Genomic DNA, 21250 nt, shown 5'->3' with positions numbered 1-21250 from the left:
CAAACGATGGCCCGCCCTGCGGGTCATCGTGTTGTCTGGTTCAGCACCGTCACGTACGCACCGAACATATCCGCCATGGCGTCCGCATAGGCGGTGATTTGCGCCTCGGTGCGCGGGCTTCCCGAGAATTCCTTTGCCACTGAACTGAAGGTGGTGGCGATCAAATCGCAGGCCAGGGCACGGGTGGCTTCAGGCACCTGCGGCAGCAGTTCCAGCATGAACGCCTGGAAAATCTGTTGCCCTTCTGCGCGAACCTCATGGGCTTCGGGCGCATCACGGTACAGCGGCGCGGCGTCGCTCAGGGCGACGCGCATCTGCGCCTCCTCACATTCCGAACGAATAAACGCATGCACCAACGCCCGCAACCGCTCAAGGGCCGGCTGGCTTACGTCCTGCAGAATGCGGCTGAGCATCTGCGAGGTTTGCTGCCACTCATCCGTCTGCAGCCGAAACAGGATGGCCGCCTTGTTGGGAAAGTACTGGTACACCGACCCCACGCTGACACCGGCCTTTTCCGCGACACGGGCGGTGGTGAAACGGCTGGCGCCTTCCTTGGCCAAAACCTGAATAGCCGCTTCGAGAATGGCCGTCACCAACCCGGTGGATCGCGCCTGTTTGGGCTCTTTGCGTGAGGAAATCTGCGAGGTCTGGCGATCGGTCATGGGGCCTTCCTGCTGCCGTTGGAATGCGAATAGCGAATGTGACGAATTGTTCGCATACTTTAAATGCGACGAATCATTCGCATACTAGCCCGGCGCCTCACGGCGCTCAACCTGCAGCAGGACATCCCCATGAATACGCTTACCTCGGCCCCGATGGCGGCCCTGATTGAACGGTTGTACACACAGGCCGATGCCGCCACCAGCCCCGTCATCAACACAGTGACCCACGAAGAACGCGACCGCCTGATGCGCAGCAAGACCGACTACCTGGCACTCTACGGCATGCTGAAAGACCTGTGGTTGCCCGTCTCCCGCGACACCGGCACCCTGCTGTACATGCTCGCACGCAGCAGCAAAGCGCAGGCCATCGTCGAGTTCGGTACTTCGTTCGGCCTGTCCACCCTGCACCTGGCGGCCGCCCTGCGGGACAACGGCGGCGGCACGCTGATCAGCAGCGAGTTCGAGCCCTCGAAGATCGCTCTCGCCCGGCAACACCTGGAGCAAGGCGGCGTGAGCGACCTCGTGGAGATCCGCCAAGGCGATGCCCTGGTTACCCTGGCCAACGGCCTGCCCGACAGCGTCGACCTGCTGCTGCTCGACGGCGCCAAGGCGCTGTATGGCGACGTGCTGAACCTGGTGGAAAGCCGCCTCAAGCCCGGCGCGTTGATCATTGCCGACAACACCGACTACTGCCCCGACTACCTGGCCCGGGTGCGTTCGCCAGCAAACGGCTACCTGTCGGTGCCGATCGGTGACGACGTCGAGCTTTCCGTTCGCCTGGGCTGATGCCCGTCAGAGGATTCAACTCATGTCTGGATTGGTAAGCCCAGTGGTACTGAAATTACTGCCCATCACCCTGGCGGTGTTTGTCGGGTTCCTGATCATCGGCATGCAACTGCCGGTGCTGCCGCTGCACCTGCACAACACCTTGGGCATGGACACGCTGGTGGTGGGCGTGGTGATCGGTGCGCAGTTTGCCGGGGCACTGTTGTCGCGGTCCTGGGCCGGCAATTTTGCCGATATGCGCGGCCCCAAGCGCGCCATGCTCGCGGGCATGCTGGTGGCGGCCAGCTCCGGCTTGATCTACCTCGCGTCCCTGGCGTTTGTGGCGTCGCCGGTGGTCTCGGTGTGGGTGTTGCTCGCCGGGCGCGTGGTGCTGGCGCTGGGGGAAAGCCTGATCGTGACCGGCTCGATGGGCTGGGGTGTCGGGTTGGTGGGGCCGCAAAATACCGGCAAGGTCATGGCCTGGATCGGCATCGCAATCTACGCCGCGTTTGCCCTGGGCGCGCCCCTCGGGGTGGCGGTGAATAGCCAGTGGGGTTTCAGCGGGATCGCCGTCGGGACCATGGTGATTCCGCTGCTGGCACTGGCCATCGTCGCCGGAGCGCAAGGCGTTGCGCCCACCAGCCAGCGGCGCACCTCGTTTTTCAAGGTGCTGCGCTCGGTGTGGGTACCGGGGTTGGGCCTGGCCTTTGCAAGCGTCGGGTTTGGCGTGATTACCGCGTTTATCGCGCTGCTGTTTGCCACCAAGGCCTGGGGCAATGCGTCATTGGCGTTTACCGCCTTTGGCCTGGCGTTTATCGGCGCGCGGATTTTCTTTGGGCACCTGCCCGACAAGATCGGCGGTGCCAAGGTCGCGCTGGTGTGCGTGATAATCGAAGCCGCCGGTCAGCTGTTGATCTGGGGCGCGGACAGCGCCTTGACCGCCTACCTGGGCGCGGCGCTGACCGGTTTCGGCTACTCCCTGGCGTTTCCCGGCTTTGGGGTGGAGGCGATAAAGCGCGCGCCGCCCCAATCCCGCAGCCTGGCGATGGGTGCGTATGTGGCGTTCCTGGATATTTCGCTGGGGGTCAGCACCCCGCTGATCGGCGCCTTGGCCGGCGTGGCCGGAGTGGCATCGGTGTACCTGGCGGGCGCGGTGGCCGTGGCGCTGTCGGTGATCGTGGCGCTGGCGTTGCTTTTCAAGGCGCCAGTGGCAGAGCGCGAGGTTTATACTTCGCCACCTCGCCCTTAACCCACATCACCCGAGATACCCGATGAGCCTTTCCCTCTCTACAACCCCTGCGCGCAAGCCGCTCGCGCCCCTGCTGGCGTTTGCCATCCTGCTGTTCGGCGCCGTCTTCCTGCAAAACAGCGTCGGCTCGCGCCAGGTGCTGTTGCTGGTGGTCGGCGCCGCACTGGGTTTGACGCTGTACCACGCCGCTTTCGGCTTCACCTCGGCCTGGCGAGTGTTCATCACCGACCGGCGTGGCGCGGGCTTGCGTGCGCAGATGGTGATGCTGGCGATTGCCGTGGTGCTGTTCTTCCCCGCGCTGGGGGCCGGCACCCTGTTCGGCCAGCCCGTGGTCGGGCTGGTGGCACCGGCCGGGGTTTCGGTGGTGTTCGGGGCATTCATTTTCGGCATCGGCATGCAGCTGGGCGGCGGTTGTGCGTCCGGCACCCTGTTCACTGTGGGCGGTGGTAACGCGCGCATGCTGGTGACGCTGTTCTTCTTTATCTGTGGTTCGTTGATTGCGACTCACCACGTCGACTGGTGGTTCTCGCTGCCTTCGTTCCCGGCGGTTTCCATCGTCAAAAGCTTCGGCGTGGTGCCGGCCTTGCTGCTGAGCCTGGCCGTATTTGGCATCATCGCGGCAGTCACCGTGCGCCTGGAAAAAGGCCGTCACGGGCAACTCGAAGCCGGCGTGACCAGCGAACACCAGGGCCTGCGCCGCTTCCTGCGCGGGCCATGGCCATTGGTGTGGGGCGCGATTGGCCTGGCCCTGCTCAACTACGCCACCCTGGCACTGGCCGGGCGGCCATGGGGTATCACTTCGGCGTTCGCCCTGTGGGGCGCCAAGGTTGCCGGCGGGTTGGGCGTGGACGTAGGCAGCTGGGCGTTCTGGCAAATGCCGGGCAATGCCAAGGCCCTGGCGGCGCCGGTGTGGGAAGACGTTACCAGCGTAATGGACATCGGCATCATCCTCGGTGCGCTGTTGGCTGCGGGATTGGCCGGGCGTTTCGCTCCAAGCCTGAAGATTCCGGCACGCTCGCTGTTTGCGGCGGTGATCGGCGGCCTGCTGCTGGGTTACGGCTCGCGCCTGGCGTATGGCTGCAATATCGGCGCGTACTTCAGCGGGATTGCCTCGGGCAGCCTGCATGGCTGGGTGTGGTTGGTGGCGGCGTTTATCGGCAACAGCGTGGGCGTGCGGTTGCGGCCGTTCTTCTTTGCAGGTGAGCGTCCGCAGGTAGCGTTGAGCGGTTGCTGACTGATCGTTCCCACGCTCCGCGTGGGAATGCCGCCGGGGACGCTCTGCGTCCCGCTGTTGGTGACGCGGAGCGTTACGGGATGCATTCCCACGCGGAGCGTGGGAACGAGCAGCATCATCGGCTTTTTGAAATCACTCCGCTCATGTACTCGTTCAAATCGCGGAAGTCCTGAACTTTCCAGGTGAACGGTGACAACTTCACACCGTTCTCCCGCAACGTTCTGGGAATCAGGTCGCCATTTGGACGAAGAATGACGGACGACACGATAACGCCCGGATAATCACTCAAGCGTTTTTTGAAAGTAGCCGTTGTCAGGTCAGGCGTAGGCGGATTGCTTTTATTCGCCAAGGGTCCCGTGCCTTTGATATCCGCGCCGTGGCACATGGCGCAGCGCTGCAGATAAATGTTTTTCCCGTTAGCGTTGTCCGCAAAGGACAGTGATGTTTGAACCAGCGATAAAATCCCCAGCGACGCGATGAACGACTTTCTTATTTTCATCTTTCCATGTGGCCTTGTTGTAAAAATCCAATATCAACCAACCGAGCGTAAACGACCCGTGATCCAATCGCGACTGTAAGCCAGCACGCGGCCCGACATCGCCGTCGGAAAATGAATAAACCCATGAGCCGCCTGCGGTAACAAAAACACCTCGGACCCCGCCCACCGCTCGGCCATCTGCAGCGTGTCGTCCAGCAACGGGTCCAGCTCCCCCACAAACATCAGCGCTGGCGGCAGCCCGGCAAGGTCGCCATACAACGGTGACAACGGCGGCTGCCGACGCTGCTCGTCACTCAGGCCCGGCGTCAGCAAGCGCAGCGCCTCCACCATGCCCGGCCCGTCCAGCAACAGCGTTTCCCGCCCCGCCGTGCGCACGCTCGGTGTACCGGTCAAATCGTAGACGCCGTAATACAGCACCGCCCCGCTCACCCGCGCCAGCAATTCGGGCGATTGCTTCAGCGCCAGCAGCGTGGCCGCCGCCAGGTGCCCCCCGGCAGACTCGCCGACAACGATCACCGGCAGGCCGGCGAACTCCTCACAGTCCCCGAGCAACCAGCGCGCCGTGGCCAGGCAGTCTTCCAGAATCCCTTCGACCGGTGTATTCACCGCCAGCCGGTAATCCACCGACACCACCGCCACCTCGCACGCATTCACCATGGCCACGTTGAGGTCGTCATTCATCTGCGCATTGCCGATCACCCAGCCGCCGCCATGGATATCCAGCACCACGCCTTTGGCCTTGCCCTTCGGCCGGATGATGCGCACCGGCACCGAGCCCACCCGCCGGCTTTCAGCCTGCAGGCCATGCTTGAGCAACTTGTTGCCGGCCACCATCTGGCTGGAGCGCAACAGCGCCTGGATCACCCGGGGCGTCACGCGGTTGCGGATGCGAAAGCGCGGCATCCAGGCGAGCTTCTGGTTAAAGCGCTGCATTTGCGCCAGTTCATGTTCTTCAGCAGGCCACAGCGTGTGAGTTCCCAATTCGATATTCCCTCTATCTCTGAAAGAGATGTTCACCTTGGCCAGTGTGCGTGGGCATCATGGCAATGATGTTTCCGCCCTCTGCCCACGTCGCCAGGCTCAGCGGTTATTGCGCAGGATGGAGAAATTCAACGCTGCCGCAACGCTCAGCCACACCAGGTACGGGAACAGGATCAGCCCGGTGATCAAATCCAGCCGCACCGTCAGCAGCACCATGGCGGCCACTACCAGCCACAGCAGCGTGATGATCACCATCCCGGCGAAAATCCGGTGGGCACCGAAGAACACGGGCGTCCACAGGGTGTTGAGTGCGATCTGCGCAGCCCATAGAGCCAGCACGATTTCGCTGCCGGGGATCAGAGTCAGGCGGTAGCCGGCCCAGGCGAGCAGCAGGTAGATGATCGTCCAGGCAACCGGGAACAGCCAGTTGGGTGGGGTGAAGCTGGGTTTGACCAGGGTGGCGTACCAGTCGCCCGGTTTGAAGATGATGCCGGTGCTCGCAGCGGCACCGCAGGCCAGAAGAAAAATAAACAACGTCACCATAACCGGTCCTTAGCTGAGAGCAGCTGCCTGGAGATAAAAGCCTTGACGGCGGTTTCAGGGTTGGACGCCCCGCGCAGCAAAAAGTGTATTTTTCTTTGCTCCGTGCCCCGCCACAGATGCCCTAGCTGAACGCGATGTAAACAGGCTCCTGCTCCACCGCCGACTGCTCACAAGCACGCACCAGATCCCGTACACAATAAAGTCGCCAGCCCTTGCCCACGCCCCACTTGGCAGCCACATCATCAAGGGATGCCGCTTCATCCCGCGTGGCCCGCTCCCAATCATCGTGGCCGATCTCGGCGATCAAGCGTGTTTGGTAGCCCTTCAAAAAGGGAAGCAAGCCCTGCGCATGATCAACCTCCAGCAGCACAACGTCAGCCGAGTCCAGTTGCTGCCTGGCCGCCTCGACCCAGTCCCGCGCCTGCAACGGCAGCGCGTCCAGCACCGCCTCAAAGGCCGACCCCGACTTGTCGCTGCCCTGAAACGAACCACACCCAATCTCGCCACCCGCCATGTCGCTCTCCTTGATAGTGATTCATACGCGCTGGGTTACTGCCGGCGACTACTTTTCCGGACAGGGATTGAACACTTCCGTCGCCGCCACCGCAGACACATACGGAATTTTCGTACCTGGAATGATCCCGACGGAGTAGGCATTTTTGCCGGTTTCACGCACATAGGTCTTGTCGGTGGTCAGATCGCCCGGCTGGTTCTCACCGAGCAGGTAATCCAGAAACTGGATTTTCACCGGCGTATTGAACTGCCCCTCGGCCGTCAGCGGAATGATCTGAGCAGCCCCCGCCCGAGTGAACGCGAAAAACGCCGCGGCGGCTTCACGGCTGCGGAAGGTTTTCACGCACAGCACATCGCGGGTACGCAGTGTGATAAAGCGCTGATAACGGCCACCGGAATAGGTGCTCAGAATCAAGCCATCGTCCACCAGAACGCCCAGCCCCTGAGTGGCACGGCACTGGCCATCGCCGCCATTCTCCGAGCCGTAGGGCAAGTAGCACCAGTTGGTCTGGCTCAGGGCCCGCACCGAACCGGGGGCAATCTGTAGGTCGTGCTCGATTTGCTGCCGGGCTTCGGGTGTTTGATACGGAATGCTGCAGCCGCTGAGGATCAGGGCCAGTAACACGTACAACAGGCGATAAGAGCGCATAGGTTTTCCATAACGGGCACGGCAGGTCGTTGCGCGCGTTGCCAGGGGGTCATTCCTTTGAAAGCTGCGCAGGTTTTGTCACATTCTACGACAAGTACCTTTCGGCGAAACTTTATGGAAATACAGATTTCGGAAACGTCCGACTGGCAATTGTTCGCGGCCACCGCCGAAGTGTTGGAGCACGGTTTGAAAGGTGAATGGACCGTAAAGGCCGATGGGCTGGTGGTTGCATTTGCGGGATAAAGGAGACTTTGCGTAGGCCGTAGCACCTTGCTCCTTTGCCTACGCTTGCGTCAGAATCCGCCGGCTTGTGCACCTGGTTGGTCATCTCTAAGGTTGCTCGGTCGCTGAAAACTCAGTGATCGGGTTTAGTAGCCCTAGGGTCAATTACACATAGTGCATGAGCTGCATCTATCAGACGTTCCTGTCTGTGCTTGATGGTGGCTGTGCGTAGGGCGCCTTCGGGTGCGCCGGCTTTGTGTAATTCCCCGGTCTACTAACCTGCGTACAGCTGCCACCCTCTTGTGTAGTAGCGAAAGGGTGTCGGCCCCATTCAGGAATTGCACCATGTTCAAAGTAACGCCGAATCCTCCGAATAAACCGGATCTAAAACTCCACCAGGCTGCCCAGCGCGCCATTGATCACTACCTCAATCCCGGCACCGAGACAGTCCCAGAGACAACCGCCCTCTTCAGCGTCACCTCCGGCGTCAGCAGCGAAATCCTGATCGCCAACAGCTACGAAACCGTTTCCTCCGTCAGCGCCCTGCTGCTCGACCTGTCCGACGAACTGACCGGCAAAGACCGCGACGTGGCATTGGCCATTCACCAACTGAGCGAATTGAGCGTACTGCTGATCGGCAAACTGATGGATCGCGAAACACCTCGGGCATAGAGCCCAACGCAGTCCAGCGGGACTAGCCCTTCAACTCACCCAACCGATTACTCGCCGCGTCGTCGTATGTCATATACAGCGACGCGGCGAGAGGCGCACGGTGCATTCAGCCATTGCTGAACCCCGCCTGGTTCGTTGTAATGGGCCTAGTCGAAACCCAACAGGTGATTCATGGACGCGGATCCGCTATGCCTAGTATTTGTACCAGCCCTCGTAGCCGTTCTCACCGCCGCTGAAGACAGAAAGGGTTCACCTCTTACCGAGGCTGAGGTCTGCAATATTCGAGACCAGGCGGTTTGTATTACCCTGCCATTCAGCGTGGCGCTTGATATGGAAAGGGAACGCGGCTATCCGGATATAGTTGCGGAGAACTGCTGGAGTGAATGGCAAAGCCGCAAATGTCATTGATTGATGTGGTCAGAATCACTTCACGTCTTTTCTAAAAGACTGTATGTGATGGTTGCCTAACTCAATTTTAGCGAGCGTGTTATGCCTGAATTAAAATGCTTCTTTCTTGATCATGACGTTGATATTAATCCAGATCCTCAGGCATACGCTGAGTTCTTCTTGAACTATCAATCTTCAAAGTGGCAGAAAGGGTCCGGTGATGGAGTATTTAGCTATATTAGTGACGAAGGTGACAAGTCCGAGCTATCAGTGCTAGAGAATAAAGAGTTAGGTATTTCAGTTAGATACAACATCCGAATATCCGGAGAACGAACAGGCGCTGAGTTTTATTCAGTGGGTACACTGAATAAAATTAATGTCGTTAAGAATTGTGGTGATGATCAGTTCGTACCTGAAGGCTCATTTTTAAAGCCCGATGTAGCATGGTTAGCGGTGGAAGATTTTTTAAAGAATCCGAGAGTTAAATCAGCTCGGATAACATGGTTGAATTCTGATGATATTTCCTGGCCCGACAGGTAATGAAATGACTTGATATGCCTGGATAACCCGGCACCACGCTGAACAGAAAGGGGCTTTATTTTTTCGATTAAAAAACCAGACTTCTTTTCCTTCTTGATCACGGCCTGAATCCCGCTACCGTCCCAGAGACGACCGCCCTTTTCAGCGCACTCTCCGGCGTCAGCAGCGAAATTCTGATAGCCAACAAACACAAAACCGTTTGCTCAGTCGGTGCCCTGCTGCTCGAGCTGTCCGACGAACTGACCGGACAGACCGCGATGCGGCACTGACCATCCACCAACTGAACGAATTGAGCGAATTGCTGATCGCAAACTGATGGACCGCGAAACACCTCGAAGCTAAAGCCGAACGCGGTCCAGCGGGACTAGCCCTTCAACTCACTCAACCGATTACTCGCCGCGTCGTCGTATGCCACATACAGCGACTCGGCGATTTGGCTTTTGATAGCCTTGGCGCTTTCCAGACCCAATACAAAACCTTCAGCCTTCCCGCCTGCGCGGTTGAGGTCTTCTTTGGTGTCAGCACCGGTGATGGCGTCGAGGAGCTTGATGGCGTGAGGGCCTACGCCTTTTGGGAGGCTGATTTGGTCGATGCTCATTGGGATGCCTCGGATGAGGTGCGGGATGGGGTGATGCGGGGTGAAGAGGTCATGGGCGATACCTTGAGATTGAGGTCGGTAGCGCGTGGAACCACTGCCGGGGGGGCCATGGTAGACCGGTATGGGAATTAAAGGGCTGGTTTCGGCCAAAAGCTGCCTGTCGGTTGCCCACGCTTTGACCGATGGGGTAGATGAAATTTTGAGTATCGCTAGAGTCTCATCGTCATTGCCTAACTGTGCCATCCAGGGGCGACGGATCGACTGTATGCAATAAGCGTCTGATCGGTACACCCTCGGGCAATTGCACGGAGCTGAAGATAATCCGGCCCTTGACCTCGGTGCTCAGCTTCGCCAGTCGCCGCTCCGGCACGTCGTAGATAAAGGCTTGCCGGATCAAGGGATGGTCCATACAAAACGCCAACAGATTGAATCGAAAGCTTGTCGCCAAGCTAGCATTTATCATTACCAAGTCGAAAACGCTGTCGCCGTACTCCAGTAGATTTAGCATTTCTTCCAAGCTCGATACAGGTGCTATGGCGTAGTAGCCCTGGTAGTTGAAGTCTCGCTCCAACCGCAAACGTTGAAAGTGTTGCGGATCGGCAATCATGATACGCAAGGCTTTATTGGTCATGGGAGGCTCCTAGCGACCTGCGCCGTTCGCTGTAGCCAACGTAGCAGGTCGGCGCCGTCCATTGGCCGGGCGTGCCAGTAACCCTGACCCTGGGTGCAGCCAAGCTCCAAAAGCTCTCGATGTTGCTCGGCGGTTTCAATGCCCTCGACTACCACGGACATGCCCAGGGTGCTCCCCAAGGCTAGGGTGCTCCCGATCACAGCTCGGCAACGGGGCTCATCATTGAGGCCACGGACGAACTCAGCGTCGAGCTTGATTTCGTTAAACGGTAACTGACACAGGCGCTGCAACGAGGAAAAGCCTGCACCGAAATCATCGATCGACAAGCGACACCCCATCATGCGCAGCCGTATCAGGTTTTCCAGGCACATCGCCGGTACTTCGAGTAATCCGCTCTCGGTCAATTCGAAGGTTAAGCTTGAGCCCGGAGTCTGGTTTGACGCCAATATCCGCTTGATCTGCGACGTCAGCTCAACACTGGCAAGTTGGCTCGCTTGAAGGTTGAACGCAAGGTCCAGAGCCGCGCCCTGGCTCCTGATCTGCCACTGCAAGCTCAGCGCCTGACGCATCAGGCTGAACAGCAGTTCATCGATCAAGCCACAACGCTCAACCGTCGACAGAAACACAGCGGGCGCGAGCAGGCCCTTGGTGGGGTGATTCCAGCGCGCTAGGACTTCCACCCCCAATACCTCGCCGGTCCGCAAATCGAATTTGGGTTGATAATAGGGCTCCAGTTGCTGATCGATAAAAGCATGTCGTACCTGCTCTTCGCTCGCCTCCTCTACACACGCCGGGATGGACTGCGCGGACCGCCGCCCGCTCAGATACGCCTCTAGAAACTGACGCAAAATATCTGCGTGCAAAGGCTTGGCAACATCACCGAGCATATTCAGCCCCAACAGTGAGCCCATCTGCCTCACTGCGCGACGCACATCACTTGGCATGCAACTGCTGATCAAGACGGCGCCCAGTTGCCCGGCGGTACCAGCACGCTGAATGAACTCAAGGCCATCCATACCTTCCATTTGCAGGTCGCACAACACTACATCTACAGAGCCAACCGCTTGCAAGAGGGTCAATGCTTCCACACCATTGCCGGCCTCCAGTACCTCGGCGCAGCCCAATTGTTTCAGCAAGCTGACCGCTACGGAGCGCTGGAACAGGTGGTCTTCAAGCACCAGGACACGAAGTGGCAGGCTAGGCATTTTGGTTCACTCGGCTACAAAGGAATACGCCCATTTTCGAGGATTGACCTCTAGGATTAGCGTGGAAAATGGCTGAGTTTTTGTAGGAATTTTCCCAAAGGATCTTCTGCTTCAGACACAAAAAAACCGCGCCGGACACAGTCCGGCGCGGTTTACCAGATGAACTACTTGTAGGTAATCGTGAAATTCGCGGTAGCGTTGGCTACGCCTGGTTCAGGGCCAATGGTGCTGCCGGCGGTCTGAATATAACGAGCCCCGAACTGCAGGGTGGTAACACCGTCGCGTACTGGCATTACCGGGGTATCCACACCCAATGGCAGCGGCGTGCCATCTTGCTTGAGCACTTGTACGGCAACCCCCTTGGCGGTCGATTCTGCGTTGAGACCCATCACGCCATTCCCTGCGTCAACGATTGCCGAACCGCGGACGCCTTCAAGGCGGATATTGGCGTTGTTGCCCTGGAAGTAGTTCCAGGCCTGGCCCGAGACGTAAGTGCCGGCCAGGCAGTTATTCAACGTGATGGAGAAGTTCTGGGTAGTGGTGGTGGTGCCAGGACCGTTGAATACTCTGCGCTCCCAGGTGCCCATGGGCACGTCAACGATGTTGCCGGTCTCCTGGGGCAGGCTACAGCCGGCTACGGTGATGCTGCCATTCAAGACGCCGGTGGCCCAGCGCTCGGGACCGCTGCCATTGTTGATGTCAAAGGAGTAGATCTCCAGTCCGTTGAAGTCATGACTACCCGCACCAATTGGACCGGTCTTGACCAGGAAGATGCTGATGCCCGCGACCGCCCAAGACCCTCCGGGACCACAGCTTTCAATGCTGATGGGAAAGGTGCTATCGCCGACGCGGCACCAGTAACCGACCCCACCATCGTAATTGACTATGGCGCCTACCCCCGGAATATTGGTGCTGTACACCGACTCACCCAGGCCCTTGCCAACGGCCACCGGTACACTGCCGACCTTCGCGCTCAAGACATTTCCCTGCGCGGTAAAGAGTGTGGAGGTCGTGCAGGTTACGCCTTTGTTGACTGAATACTTCCGGATACCAATGGTCGAGCCAACCGGCGCATCCTGGGGAATATACAAAGCCCCAACGTTGTAGGTCAGCGTCGAAGGGTTTATGTCGCATTCCGCCCAAGCCAACTGGCCCACACACATCTGTAAAACACCCAACAAGATCAAAGCCAAATACTTGTTCATCACAACCTCACAAAGATGCTGTCATTGATAGAGAACGGGGGGCTCAAGGCGCAACCCGGCACAGCGCTTCCATCACGCGATAACCATCGGTGATCGGCGCCTGACTGATATCCAGTTGAATCTCGCAGCGTTGCGAGGCTTTCTCGCCCCACTTCATGCTGTAGGTTTTGCCCTCGCCTGCCGACAGCAACACCTGTCCACCCTGTCCTACCACGCCCACGCTGGTGCCCTTGTCGTCCTCGACAGTGGTGCCAAACGGCAGTAGTGAACCGTCTTGCATGCGGACGTTGAGCACGACTTTCTCCGAACGGCTCGCGGCGAATTTGGCTTTCACCACGGCGCCACGACGCGGCACAACATTGGTCACGCCTTCGGCGATGTCGACGTTGGTGTCCAGCTCGCTGGTGTCCACTGTCACGCGGTTCTTGCGGTACGGCGTGACATACGGCACCAAGGCGTAGCCCTGCTTGTTGGTGAGGATGCCCGGAGCGTTCTGCACGCCAACATTCGGGGTATCCTTGACCTCCACCAGGGCCACGGTTTCGCCCAGGGTCTGGCCGAACTCAATGCCTTCGCTGTGGGCCAGTACCGAACCCGAGGCGCTGATCGAAGCTTGCTTGTAACCTTGGCCAACACTCACGCCGGCGCCCAACTGAGCAAACGGTGCGCGGTAGCCGATCAGGGCCGAGCCATTGTTACCGGTGTTTTCCACGCGGTTGGCGTCGACGTTGTACGTCATCTCGCCATTGCGACCGCTGATGCCGGCACGCTGATCAAGGCTGCCATCGTTGTTGCGGGTGACGCTGAACGTACCGGTGCTGCGGGTCTGGCCGAGAGGCATCGATACGGTGAACACCACCTGATTGCTCTGGCCATAGTTGTCGGTCAGGGTCTTGCTGGCGTAGACGCCGTAGGTCACACCCTTGACCTGAGTGTTGAAGCCCAGTTGCATCTGTTTGTCTACACGGGACGAGCCCCAATAGTTCTGCTGGCTCACGTTTAGGTACAGCGAGCCGTAGCTGTCCAGTGCCTGGTTGAGGCTTGCCTCGACCTTGCTGCGCTTGGAGATGTTGGCGTAGTCGTTGGGCTGTTGCAGGCTTACCGCTTCGGAGAAGTCACGGTAGCCTTCAGTGGAGTAGCGATAGCCGGCGAACCGCACCGATGTGCCGGTCTCAAAAGCCTTGCCGTAACGCACGCTGACGCTCTGGCCTTTCTCGCTGCCCGCCTTGGCCGACCGCGCGTTGGGAATGTCGGTCTGAGCCTGAGTCACGTCCACAGATACCGCGCCGAGGCTGCCCAGGCTCTTGCCGACACCCACCACACCGGCACGATAAAAATCTGCGCCGAGGGCGCCTCCGTAAAGGGTCAGATCGAATGGCAAACCGTAGGCCAGCGACGCCTGGACAAACGCGGGGTGTTCACCGCCCTGTGCGGCATTGTATTGACCAGCGGTGAAGCTGTAGCGCCAGGTTTTTTCCCGAAGCATGTTGGCCAGAGTCGCATAAGGCTGGGTGAAGCGACGCTCACGGCCATCGGCTTCGGTGATGATCACTTCCAGGTCGCCACTGCCGGAGGCCGAGTTCAAATCGTCGATCTCAAAGGCACCGGGCGCCACGTAGGTGGTATACAGCGAATACCCGTTCTGACGCACTTCCACCTTGGCCTGGGTTTCGGCAATACCGCGAATGATCGGCGCATAACCCTGCATCGAGTCGGGCAACATGCCCATGTCCGAAGCCACTTGCATACCGCGAAAAGGCACGCTGTCGAACACATCGCCAGGCGTGAAGCTTTCACCGACGGTCAGGGTGCCCTTGATGGCAGTCAGGTCGCGCTGGGCGTAGGTGTTGCTGCGCTGCCAGTCGCGGCCGCCTTGGTCATCCTGGCGGAACGAGGAGCTGGAGCGAAAACGCCAGTCGCCATAGTTAAAACCGCCGGTGGCATACAGGTTGTACTGGTGGCCGCTGCCCCGGGCATCGCTGCTGGTTTGCGCAGCCGAGAACTGATAATTGAGCATTGCGGCATTGATCCCGCGGTCCCATTCCTGCGGATCCACATAGCCGGCGGCATCGCGGCGCAAGGCGATCTGGGGCACGCTGATATCCAAGACCAAGCGGCTCGCATCGAAACTTACCGAGGCTCCGTCAATCAGGCTTTCCAGGTTGACGCATTCCGGCAGGATTTCACCTGGGGTGACGAAGCCATCAAGCTTGATCCCAAGTTCCTTGAGGAAGTCTTCAGACAGGCAAGCCTTCACGTCACCACTATCGGCGTCCTTGGCAAAGGTCATGTCGCGGCGGCCAAAGAAGCTCTGGTTCAGGCGCACCGCCACCGGGTAAGTGCCGGGGCCGATGCTGCCACTGTTGGCGATCGCGTCCAGGTCGAGGTTAGGGCCGGCACTGGTGCCGCCAAACGACTGCATGAAGCTGGAATCAAACTTCGCAGGCTCCCCCGCTTGCGCCAGGCTGCCGACAAACGCGGCCAGGACAGCAACGCACAGCGGCAAAGGTGCAAAAGGCACGTTTGAATGGCTGATACTCGGGATATGGATTCGCATGGCAATACTCAATACGAGCCCGTCGCACCACACAGGCGGCACGCGGTTTCGTTCGCAGGTAAAAGGGATGGAGCGTGTTAGCGGGGGCTGCCCAGCGGGGCTTTTTGTGGGTCGGTGTAGCCGCCGTAATCGTTGATGGCGCTGAACTCGACCTCACCGCTGGTGCCGGTAAAACCCGGTAGCGAATAACGCTGGCTGCTCATTGGCGCGACCATCGTCGGCTCGTTGACCTCGACCGAGCGGCCACTGGCGTTGACCTTCACGCCGATAAACGACACATGGAACGCCGACGGGTTATTGACCACCAGCACCGGCTTGCCCTGCGTCTGCACCAGGCTCCACTGCAACTTCGGCAGCGTGTCCAGTACCGAACCCTTGAGGCCGACAGGGCGATAAAACAGCTTAATCCTGGTGCGCATAGCAATCTTCAGGGTGTTCTCGTCGCCGGCACTCGCCACCGGGATTTCCTGGGCGTTGAAATAAAATACCGACTCGCGATCCGCCGGCAGGTTGCCCGGCACCTTCTGGATGCGCACTACTTGCTCTTTACGTGGGTCGAGGCGAAACAGCGGCGGGGTCGCCACAAACGGCGTCGGGGTGCTGTTGTCATCTGCCTCGGTGTTAACCCAGGTTTGCACGGCATACGGCTGGGAGGTGGTGTTGCTCACCGTGATGGCGGCGTCACGCTTGCTGCCATCGAACACTACCCGTGTACCGCCGAGCATGATGCCGGCCTGGCTGACGCTGCTGAGCAAGCTCGCACCAACCAGCAGTGCCGCCAGGGACAGAGTTTTGAAGGGAAAGGCTTTCATGTCGATCATCCTCTTGCCGTTGGGATGGCAGCCGGAGCGCGTTGACCCGGCTGTGCATCGAGGGGCTTACTGGTAGTCGATGGTGAACGCTGCCTTGGCGTTGGCCGGACCCGCAGTGGAAGCACCGGTAGCGATGTAGTTGGCGGTGAAACGCAGTGGCTGGGTCAGGTCGGCGTAGGGCGAGGAATCCAGGCCCAGTTGCACGTCCTTGCCTTGGGCGTCCTTGATCTGTACCGCGACGTTGGTGGCTGCGCCGGCGTCCGGGGCTATGCCAACCCATTGACCACTGGCACCAGCGTTGCCGCTCAGGGACAGGAACTTGACCACGGCTTTCTTGCCGGCAACGGTGCAGCCAGGGGCCGACGTGTCGATGGTCAGGCTAAAGGCGCCGCCGCCTGCGATGTCGCCTATTTTTGCCAGGGAGGTGGCAGGTACGTTACCCAGGCTCACATCACCGGCGCCGGCCGAACCGTTCAGGTCGCTGACCACTACCGGGCAGGTGTTATCGGTGACGCTACCGATGAAATTGATTTCGCCATCGGCGGCCATCGCGGCTTGGGAACCTGCGGCGAGGACTACAGCGGCAACCAGACTTTTCAGAGCAAACTTGTTCATAACGGTATCCAGATAATAAGTGGTAGGGAGTCGGCCCGCTGGGGCCTTGACCTCATGTTGGTAGCGCTGCCGGTGGCAGGTTTTTCGCTTCAACGGGTTCATTATCGGAATTGGAGGAAGGACTAAATGTAGGAAGCAGCTATTCGATTTGTAGGAAATTTCCCAGTGATTTTTCCAGCCTTCGGCGGCGTTTCCAGGTGCAGGAAACGCGGCTGAACGCGACGTCGTGAAGGGCTAGTAGTAATTGATGGTGAAGGTCGCGGTGGCATTCGCCGGGCCGGCGGTGATGCTGTCTGCGGTCTGGATGTAGCGGGCTTTGAGCGGAATGCTGTAGCTGGCGCCTTCTTGAGTAAGAGGGGTGATACCGCTGGCATGCAACGTAGCTAATGACAACGGAGAACCACGGCTATCAGCAACTTGCAGGCCTACCCCTGTGGCTGCGGGCGAGTTGCCTTGAGCACTGGGGTTAAGGCTTAAGATGCCCAGGGATGGGTTGATAGCGGCCAGAGTCGGATCAATACGTACTTGCAGAGTGTTGTTCTTACGTGAGCCAAGATTGCTGCTGGAGCCATCGTCCGCCCAACGCGGTCCGGTATCCTGATAATAGCCATTGAATGCAGGACAGTTGTTCAGTGCGATATTGAAATCCTTCCACTGAGTGAAGGTGTTCTTGCCGGAAAACTCGTTGGTCAGATGCGTGCCCATTGGTACGTTTACGTCCGGGGTTAAACAGGTACGCGAGACGATGTTGATGCTTCCGGAATAGTTGACCCTCATAACCTCAAGACTGTTGCTGGAGATCCAGTTCTGCGAAACCGTCGGCAGCGAGGCTCCCTGGATAGTGCCCGCTGTGACCTCACCGATTTTTATGAACGAAAGATCAAATGTCAGCGTGTTTGAAATGGTCCACACACACTCAACTTCATTGTTGCCACAATTACCAATGCTGGTTGAGGTGGGCATAGCATTGCCGGCGTACCAGACAACGACGCCAATGCCCTTGACCCCGGACTCATAAACCTTGCCCCCGTAAGGAACACCCACCCAACTGGACAAAGGCATAGGTGTGACAGACGGCCAACGCCTGGTCTCGATGTTGTAAATCCCAGGTGAGCAGCCGAACCTGACGGGTGAAACTTGCGTGAACGTTTGTCGATAGATCTCCGCACCTAACGGTACATCCCTGCCGACAGTAAGATTGCCGCCCAAAAGCGGTTGAGTGCGAATCATCGGGGCCGTATCGCTGTAAAAGTTGCAATCCGCCATAGCCATCCCTGTCACCAACGACAGCCCTATCACGGTCACACCGGCTTTCAGCCCCCTTATCCACTTCATTATCTGCTCTCCCGTGCGTTGCTCACTGAGGCAACGCGACTATCCAATTGATCGACCGCACACACCGCATCCACTTGGCGCAATGTCTTGCCGTCACTTTTCCCCGCAGGCAATGGCAACGAGCATTGCTGCCCCGCTTGCGTGCCCCAACTGATCAACAACCGCCGGGCATCTTCCTTCACCCGGGCATAGAGCTGACCGCCCTGGCCGACCACGCCCACCGATACGCCTCGGTCATCCACAACACTGGCGCCAAACGGTAGCGGGCTACCATCAGCCAGGGTCACGTTAAGCAGCAGGGCCTGACCATTACTGGTGCCGTACTTGAGCGCCACCACGGCACCGGCCCGAGGCGCGACTTGCTGGCTGGTTTCAGTCAATTCAACGTCCAGGGACGTGCCCAGCGGATCGATGGCTACCTCGTTCAATTCATAAGGACGCAGGTACGGCACCACGGCATTGCCGCGACCGTCGAGGCGCAAGCCAGGGAAGCCCACCACCTTGGCACCCTCAGCCCCCTTCGCACTGACCACCGCCATGGTTTCACCGCGATAAGGGGTAAAGGTCACTCCGCTGGGGTGTGCCACGACACTGCCGCTGGCATTCAGGGACAGGCTGTTATAACCATCACCCTGGCTAACGGTGGCGCCGACAATGGCTTTAGGGCCGGTATACTGGCCGTTGACCGAGGTATTGTTGGTGCGGCTGGCGCCTTCATGGCTGCCGGTCAGGCTGTAGTTGTACTGGCGGTCTTCACCGGCCGTGCCGCTTAAAGTCGTTTGTTCGCTGTAGCTGCCGTGGGTATCACGCAGTACACGACCCGACAATTGCGGCGAGTTGACCGAACCGCCGAACTCCAGTGGCATGCTAACGGTGAGCAGCAAGCTGTTGTCCATCTCGCCCAGGCCAATGCGGCTGCGGTTGGCACTGATGCCATAGCTGACCTGCCGTACCTGTTTGTTGTAGCTGAACTGGTACTGCACGTCCCGTCCCGGCTGGTTCCAATAGTTCTGGGTAAAACCACTGAACGCCACCTGGCCCCAGGGCCCCAGACTCTGGTTGGCCGTCAGGGTCAATCGGCTACGCGGGCGCCCGTAAAGGCTGGTGTCCAGGCCGTTGCGCTCGGCATCCAGCAACTGCATCGCGTTGCTGAAATCCAGGTAGTTCTCGGTGGAAAACCGCGTCGCCGCCACGGCAAAGTTACTTCCGGTACTGAGGATGTTTTTGCTGTAACTCATGCGCACACTCTGCCCGCTGGCCTTGCCGCTCTTGAGGTCGGTCTGGGCCTGGGTCAAGTCGATCCCCATGGCACCAATCGGCGTACTGAACGCCAGGCCGCCAAGCAGCGCGCGGTAATCATCACTGCCCTGAACACCGCCATATCCGGTGAAGATATTGCTCAGACCCAGTTGGTAGGTACCTTGCACCAGCTTGGCCTGGCGCTCGATGTAGTTATTGCGGGTTTCACCTGCAGTAACGTTGAAACGCGAAGTGCCGGGGCGAAGCAACTGTGCGGTGGACGCGTAAGGCACTATGAAGCGTTGCTCGCTGCCGTCAGCCTCATAGACGGTCACTTCCAGGTCGCCGCCGTAGCCGGTGGAATACAAGTCGTCGATGACAAAGGCCCCCGGCGACACTGTCGTCTCATACAGCAGGTTACCGGCCTGGCGCACCGCCACCCGTGAGGCAGTGCGGGCGATCCCGCGAATCACCGGGGCATAACCGCGCTGGGATTCGGGCAACATGCGGTCGTCGGTGCCCAGTTGCACACCGCGATAGGCCAGGGTGTCAAAAATCTCGCCACTGGTATTGGCTTCGCCGACGGTCAACTGGCTCTTGAGCGAGGTAACGTCACGCTGGGCGTAGGTATTAAGGGTTTGGTAGTTCTGCCCCGTATCCTTCTGCCAGTTCAACGAACCGTTATGACGCAGGCGCCAGTCCCCCAGGTTCAAACCGGCGTTCAGGCCCAGGTAGGCTGAGTCGTAATTGCCGGTGTTGGTGGTGTTGTGGTTGGCGTTGAAGGTGTAGCTCAAGGTCCCGGCGGTGACGCCACGGTCCCACAGTTCAGGGCTGACATACCCACGTGCATCCCGGCGCAGGGCAATTTGCGGGATGCTGATATCCAGTTGCTGGCTGGAAGGCGAAAAGCTTGCCGTAGCACCCTCGATCAATTGGCTCAGGTCCAGACAGCTTGCGCCGCTCTCCAGCTCGGCCGTGGCCTGGGTCGACAGCTTGTGCAGGTCCACGCCAATGAGCTCCAGCAAGCCACGGCTGAAGCACACCACCGGATGGCTACCGTCTTCGGCGGCATTGATGCGAATGTCCTGGCGACTGACCAGCTTGCCATTGACCGCAACATCGGCCCGGTAATCACCTGGCAGCACGGGGTTGCCCTTTTCGTATTGAGTCAGGTCCAGGCTGCGAGAGTCCTCAGGCAAAAAGGCATCGTTGAACTGCACGTCTTCAGCCCAGACCAACGGAGCCAGGCATACACCCGGCATTACGGCCAAAGTCTTGAGAATCAGCACCGTCAGCGGATTTAGGGCAAAGCGGCGGCTCACCTGCGGGCAGTGGCCCAGGCGTGGGATAGTCGTCATAAATCACTCGTGCGCTAGAACATTCGCGGGTGGATCAGGGCTTGAGCGCCTGCTTGATCGGCATCAGCGCGCCGTAGTCATTGATCGCGTTGAACTCCACTTGGGCAGCGGCACCTGGCAGCGACTTGAGGCCCGGCAAGGCAAACACCTGGTTCTCGCCGGGGTTGATCATGCCGTTGTCGCTCTCAAAGCGCTGGTTGCCGACGGCAAGGGTCAACTCCACCAGAGAGACGTGAAACGCCGTCGGGTTGAATGATTGCAGCGCATAACCCTGGCCCTGGGGGATAACCTTCCATTGCACCTGCGATGGCGCCTCGGCAGCTGTGCCCGGCAGGCCGTCGGGTCGATAGAAAATCTTGATCCGCGAACGAAAGGCCATTTGCAGCACATTCAGGTCCACCGGGCCCTCGGCCTTGGGCGGAATTTCCAGCACGTTGAGCCAGAACACTGACTCCTTGCCCGTTGGCAGTGCCGCCCCCGTAAACATCAGGCGCAAGCTCTGGCCCTTACTCGGGTCGATCCTCGAGACCGGCGGCGACAGCACAAACGGTGCCTTGGAACTGGTAGGACTGGACTGCACGTCCCCGGTATCCACCCAGGCCTGCACCAGCGCGGGGTGCAAGCCGTTGTTGTTCAATTTGACGGTGATTTCTTTCTGGCCCGCCGGGTAAATCAAGCGGGTACCGGTGATCACCACACCGGCCATGGCCTGGGAACAGACCAGCGTGGCCAGCACTAACCACGCGCTGCGACAAAGATTTTTCAGACAGGACATAAAA

General features: G+C 59.3%; 23 protein-coding genes and 1 pseudogene. 8 read left to right on the top strand and 16 right to left on the bottom strand.

What is annotated here, in order from left to right:
• Positions 1-23: 23 nt before the first annotated feature.
• The gene (locus V6607_RS10455) at positions 24-662 is read right to left on the bottom strand and encodes a TetR family transcriptional regulator (protein ID WP_102605762.1); all 639 of its coding nucleotides are present in this window, start codon (positions 660-662) and stop codon (positions 24-26) included.
• A 129-nt stretch (positions 663-791) separates the two neighbouring features.
• On the opposite strand from V6607_RS10455, the gene V6607_RS10450 reads away from it, so the two are divergent.
• The 3 genes from V6607_RS10450 to V6607_RS10440 are packed head-to-tail and all read left to right on the top strand — an operon-like array spanning position 792 to position 3910.
• Positions 792-1448, top strand: coding sequence for an O-methyltransferase (locus V6607_RS10450; protein WP_134326067.1), 657 nt, complete (start codon positions 792-794; stop codon positions 1446-1448).
• Positions 1449-1470: 22 nt separating this feature from the next.
• Positions 1471-2676, top strand: coding sequence for an arabinose transporter (locus V6607_RS10445; protein WP_134326066.1), 1206 nt, complete (start codon positions 1471-1473; stop codon positions 2674-2676).
• Positions 2677-2698: 22 nt separating this feature from the next.
• The gene (locus V6607_RS10440; RefSeq protein ID WP_134326065.1) at positions 2699-3910 is read left to right on the top strand and encodes a YeeE/YedE family protein; all 1212 of its coding nucleotides are present in this window, start codon (positions 2699-2701) and stop codon (positions 3908-3910) included.
• Between the two features lie 115 nt (positions 3911-4025).
• On the opposite strand, the gene V6607_RS10435 is transcribed toward V6607_RS10440, so the two are convergent.
• The 5 genes from V6607_RS10435 to V6607_RS10415 form a co-directional block, all read right to left on the bottom strand.
• On the bottom strand, positions 4026-4409 hold the full coding sequence (locus V6607_RS10435) for a cytochrome c (protein WP_134326064.1): 384 nt from the start codon (positions 4407-4409) through the stop codon (positions 4026-4028).
• 33 nt (positions 4410-4442) lie between these two features.
• Positions 4443-5342 (bottom strand): alpha/beta hydrolase, encoded by a 900-nt coding sequence (locus V6607_RS10430; RefSeq protein ID WP_102605764.1) that lies wholly within the window; start codon positions 5340-5342, stop codon positions 4443-4445.
• Between the two features lie 147 nt (positions 5343-5489).
• On the bottom strand, positions 5490-5930 hold the full coding sequence (locus V6607_RS10425; RefSeq protein ID WP_076016149.1) for a TspO/MBR family protein: 441 nt from the start codon (positions 5928-5930) through the stop codon (positions 5490-5492).
• Between the two features lie 124 nt (positions 5931-6054).
• Complete coding sequence (locus tag V6607_RS10420; protein ID WP_134326063.1) at positions 6055-6447, bottom strand: hypothetical protein; 393 nt, start codon at positions 6445-6447, stop codon at positions 6055-6057.
• 48 nt (positions 6448-6495) lie between these two features.
• Positions 6496-7095 carry a hypothetical protein gene (locus tag V6607_RS10415; protein ID WP_134326062.1) on the bottom strand — a complete coding sequence of 200 codons (600 nt, stop codon included), beginning with the start codon at positions 7093-7095 and terminating at the stop codon, positions 6496-6498.
• 114 nt (positions 7096-7209) lie between these two features.
• Here V6607_RS10415 and V6607_RS10410 point away from each other — a divergent pair, with 114 nt between their 5' ends.
• From V6607_RS10410 to V6607_RS10390, 5 genes and pseudogenes are all read left to right on the top strand, one after another.
• Positions 7210-7338, top strand: coding sequence for a hypothetical protein (locus V6607_RS10410; RefSeq protein WP_256346977.1), 129 nt, complete (start codon positions 7210-7212; stop codon positions 7336-7338).
• 324 nt (positions 7339-7662) lie between these two features.
• Complete coding sequence (locus V6607_RS10405) at positions 7663-7989, top strand: DUF6124 family protein (protein WP_134326061.1); 327 nt, start codon at positions 7663-7665, stop codon at positions 7987-7989.
• Between the two features lie 171 nt (positions 7990-8160).
• Positions 8161-8397, top strand: a complete 237-nt coding sequence (locus tag V6607_RS10400; protein ID WP_083853257.1) for a hypothetical protein — start codon at positions 8161-8163, stop codon at positions 8395-8397.
• An 81-nt stretch (positions 8398-8478) separates the two neighbouring features.
• Positions 8479-8916, top strand: coding sequence for a hypothetical protein (locus tag V6607_RS10395; protein ID WP_134326060.1), 438 nt, complete (start codon positions 8479-8481; stop codon positions 8914-8916).
• Positions 8917-9020: 104 nt separating this feature from the next.
• Positions 9021-9258 (top strand): annotated as a pseudogene (locus V6607_RS10390) (DUF6124 family protein).
• Between the two features lie 22 nt (positions 9259-9280).
• On the opposite strand, the gene V6607_RS10385 reads toward V6607_RS10390, so the two are convergent.
• The 10 genes from V6607_RS10385 to V6607_RS10340 all read right to left on the bottom strand — a co-directional run bounded on the left by V6607_RS10385 (position 9281) and on the right by V6607_RS10340 (position 21246).
• Positions 9281-9514 (bottom strand): hypothetical protein, encoded by a 234-nt coding sequence (locus V6607_RS10385; protein ID WP_008438825.1) that lies wholly within the window; start codon positions 9512-9514, stop codon positions 9281-9283.
• Positions 9515-9737: 223 nt separating this feature from the next.
• On the bottom strand, positions 9738-10145 hold the full coding sequence (locus V6607_RS10380) for a chemotaxis protein CheY (protein WP_102605769.1): 408 nt from the start codon (positions 10143-10145) through the stop codon (positions 9738-9740).
• Positions 10142-11350 (bottom strand): EAL domain-containing response regulator, encoded by a 1209-nt coding sequence (locus V6607_RS10375; RefSeq protein ID WP_102605770.1) that lies wholly within the window; start codon positions 11348-11350, stop codon positions 10142-10144. The genes V6607_RS10380 and V6607_RS10375 overlap by 4 nt, the downstream gene beginning before the upstream one ends.
• 164 nt (positions 11351-11514) lie before the next feature.
• The gene (locus V6607_RS10370; protein WP_102605771.1) at positions 11515-12555 is read right to left on the bottom strand and encodes a fimbrial protein; all 1041 of its coding nucleotides are present in this window, start codon (positions 12553-12555) and stop codon (positions 11515-11517) included.
• A gap of 43 nt (positions 12556-12598) precedes the next feature.
• Positions 12599-15112: a fimbria/pilus outer membrane usher protein gene (locus tag V6607_RS10365; RefSeq protein WP_102605772.1), complete on the bottom strand. Its 2514-nt coding sequence runs from the start codon at positions 15110-15112 to the stop codon at positions 12599-12601.
• Positions 15113-15189: 77 nt separating this feature from the next.
• The gene (locus tag V6607_RS10360; protein WP_102605787.1) at positions 15190-15924 is read right to left on the bottom strand and encodes a molecular chaperone; all 735 of its coding nucleotides are present in this window, start codon (positions 15922-15924) and stop codon (positions 15190-15192) included.
• A 66-nt stretch (positions 15925-15990) separates the two neighbouring features.
• Positions 15991-16539 carry a fimbrial protein gene (locus tag V6607_RS10355; protein WP_102605773.1) on the bottom strand — a complete coding sequence of 183 codons (549 nt, stop codon included), beginning with the start codon at positions 16537-16539 and terminating at the stop codon, positions 15991-15993.
• 234 nt (positions 16540-16773) lie between these two features.
• The gene (locus V6607_RS10350) at positions 16774-17874 is read right to left on the bottom strand and encodes a fimbrial protein (RefSeq protein WP_102605774.1); all 1101 of its coding nucleotides are present in this window, start codon (positions 17872-17874) and stop codon (positions 16774-16776) included.
• A complete protein-coding gene (locus tag V6607_RS10345; RefSeq protein WP_256579831.1) occupies positions 17874-20471 on the bottom strand; it encodes a fimbria/pilus outer membrane usher protein in 2598 nt (865 codons plus the stop codon). Before V6607_RS10345 ends, V6607_RS10350 begins: the two co-directional genes overlap by 1 nt.
• A 34-nt stretch (positions 20472-20505) precedes the next feature.
• A complete protein-coding gene (locus tag V6607_RS10340; protein WP_102605775.1) occupies positions 20506-21246 on the bottom strand; it encodes a fimbria/pilus periplasmic chaperone in 741 nt (246 codons plus the stop codon).
• Positions 21247-21250: the final 4 nt, after the last annotated feature.

Source organism: Pseudomonas sp. KK18 (assembly GCF_037094675.1).
In the GTDB taxonomy this organism is placed as follows: domain Bacteria; phylum Pseudomonadota; class Gammaproteobacteria; order Pseudomonadales; family Pseudomonadaceae; genus Aquipseudomonas.
The sequence above is the reverse complement of the archived record's forward strand: the minus strand, read 5'-3'. Positions and strand labels throughout refer to the sequence as shown.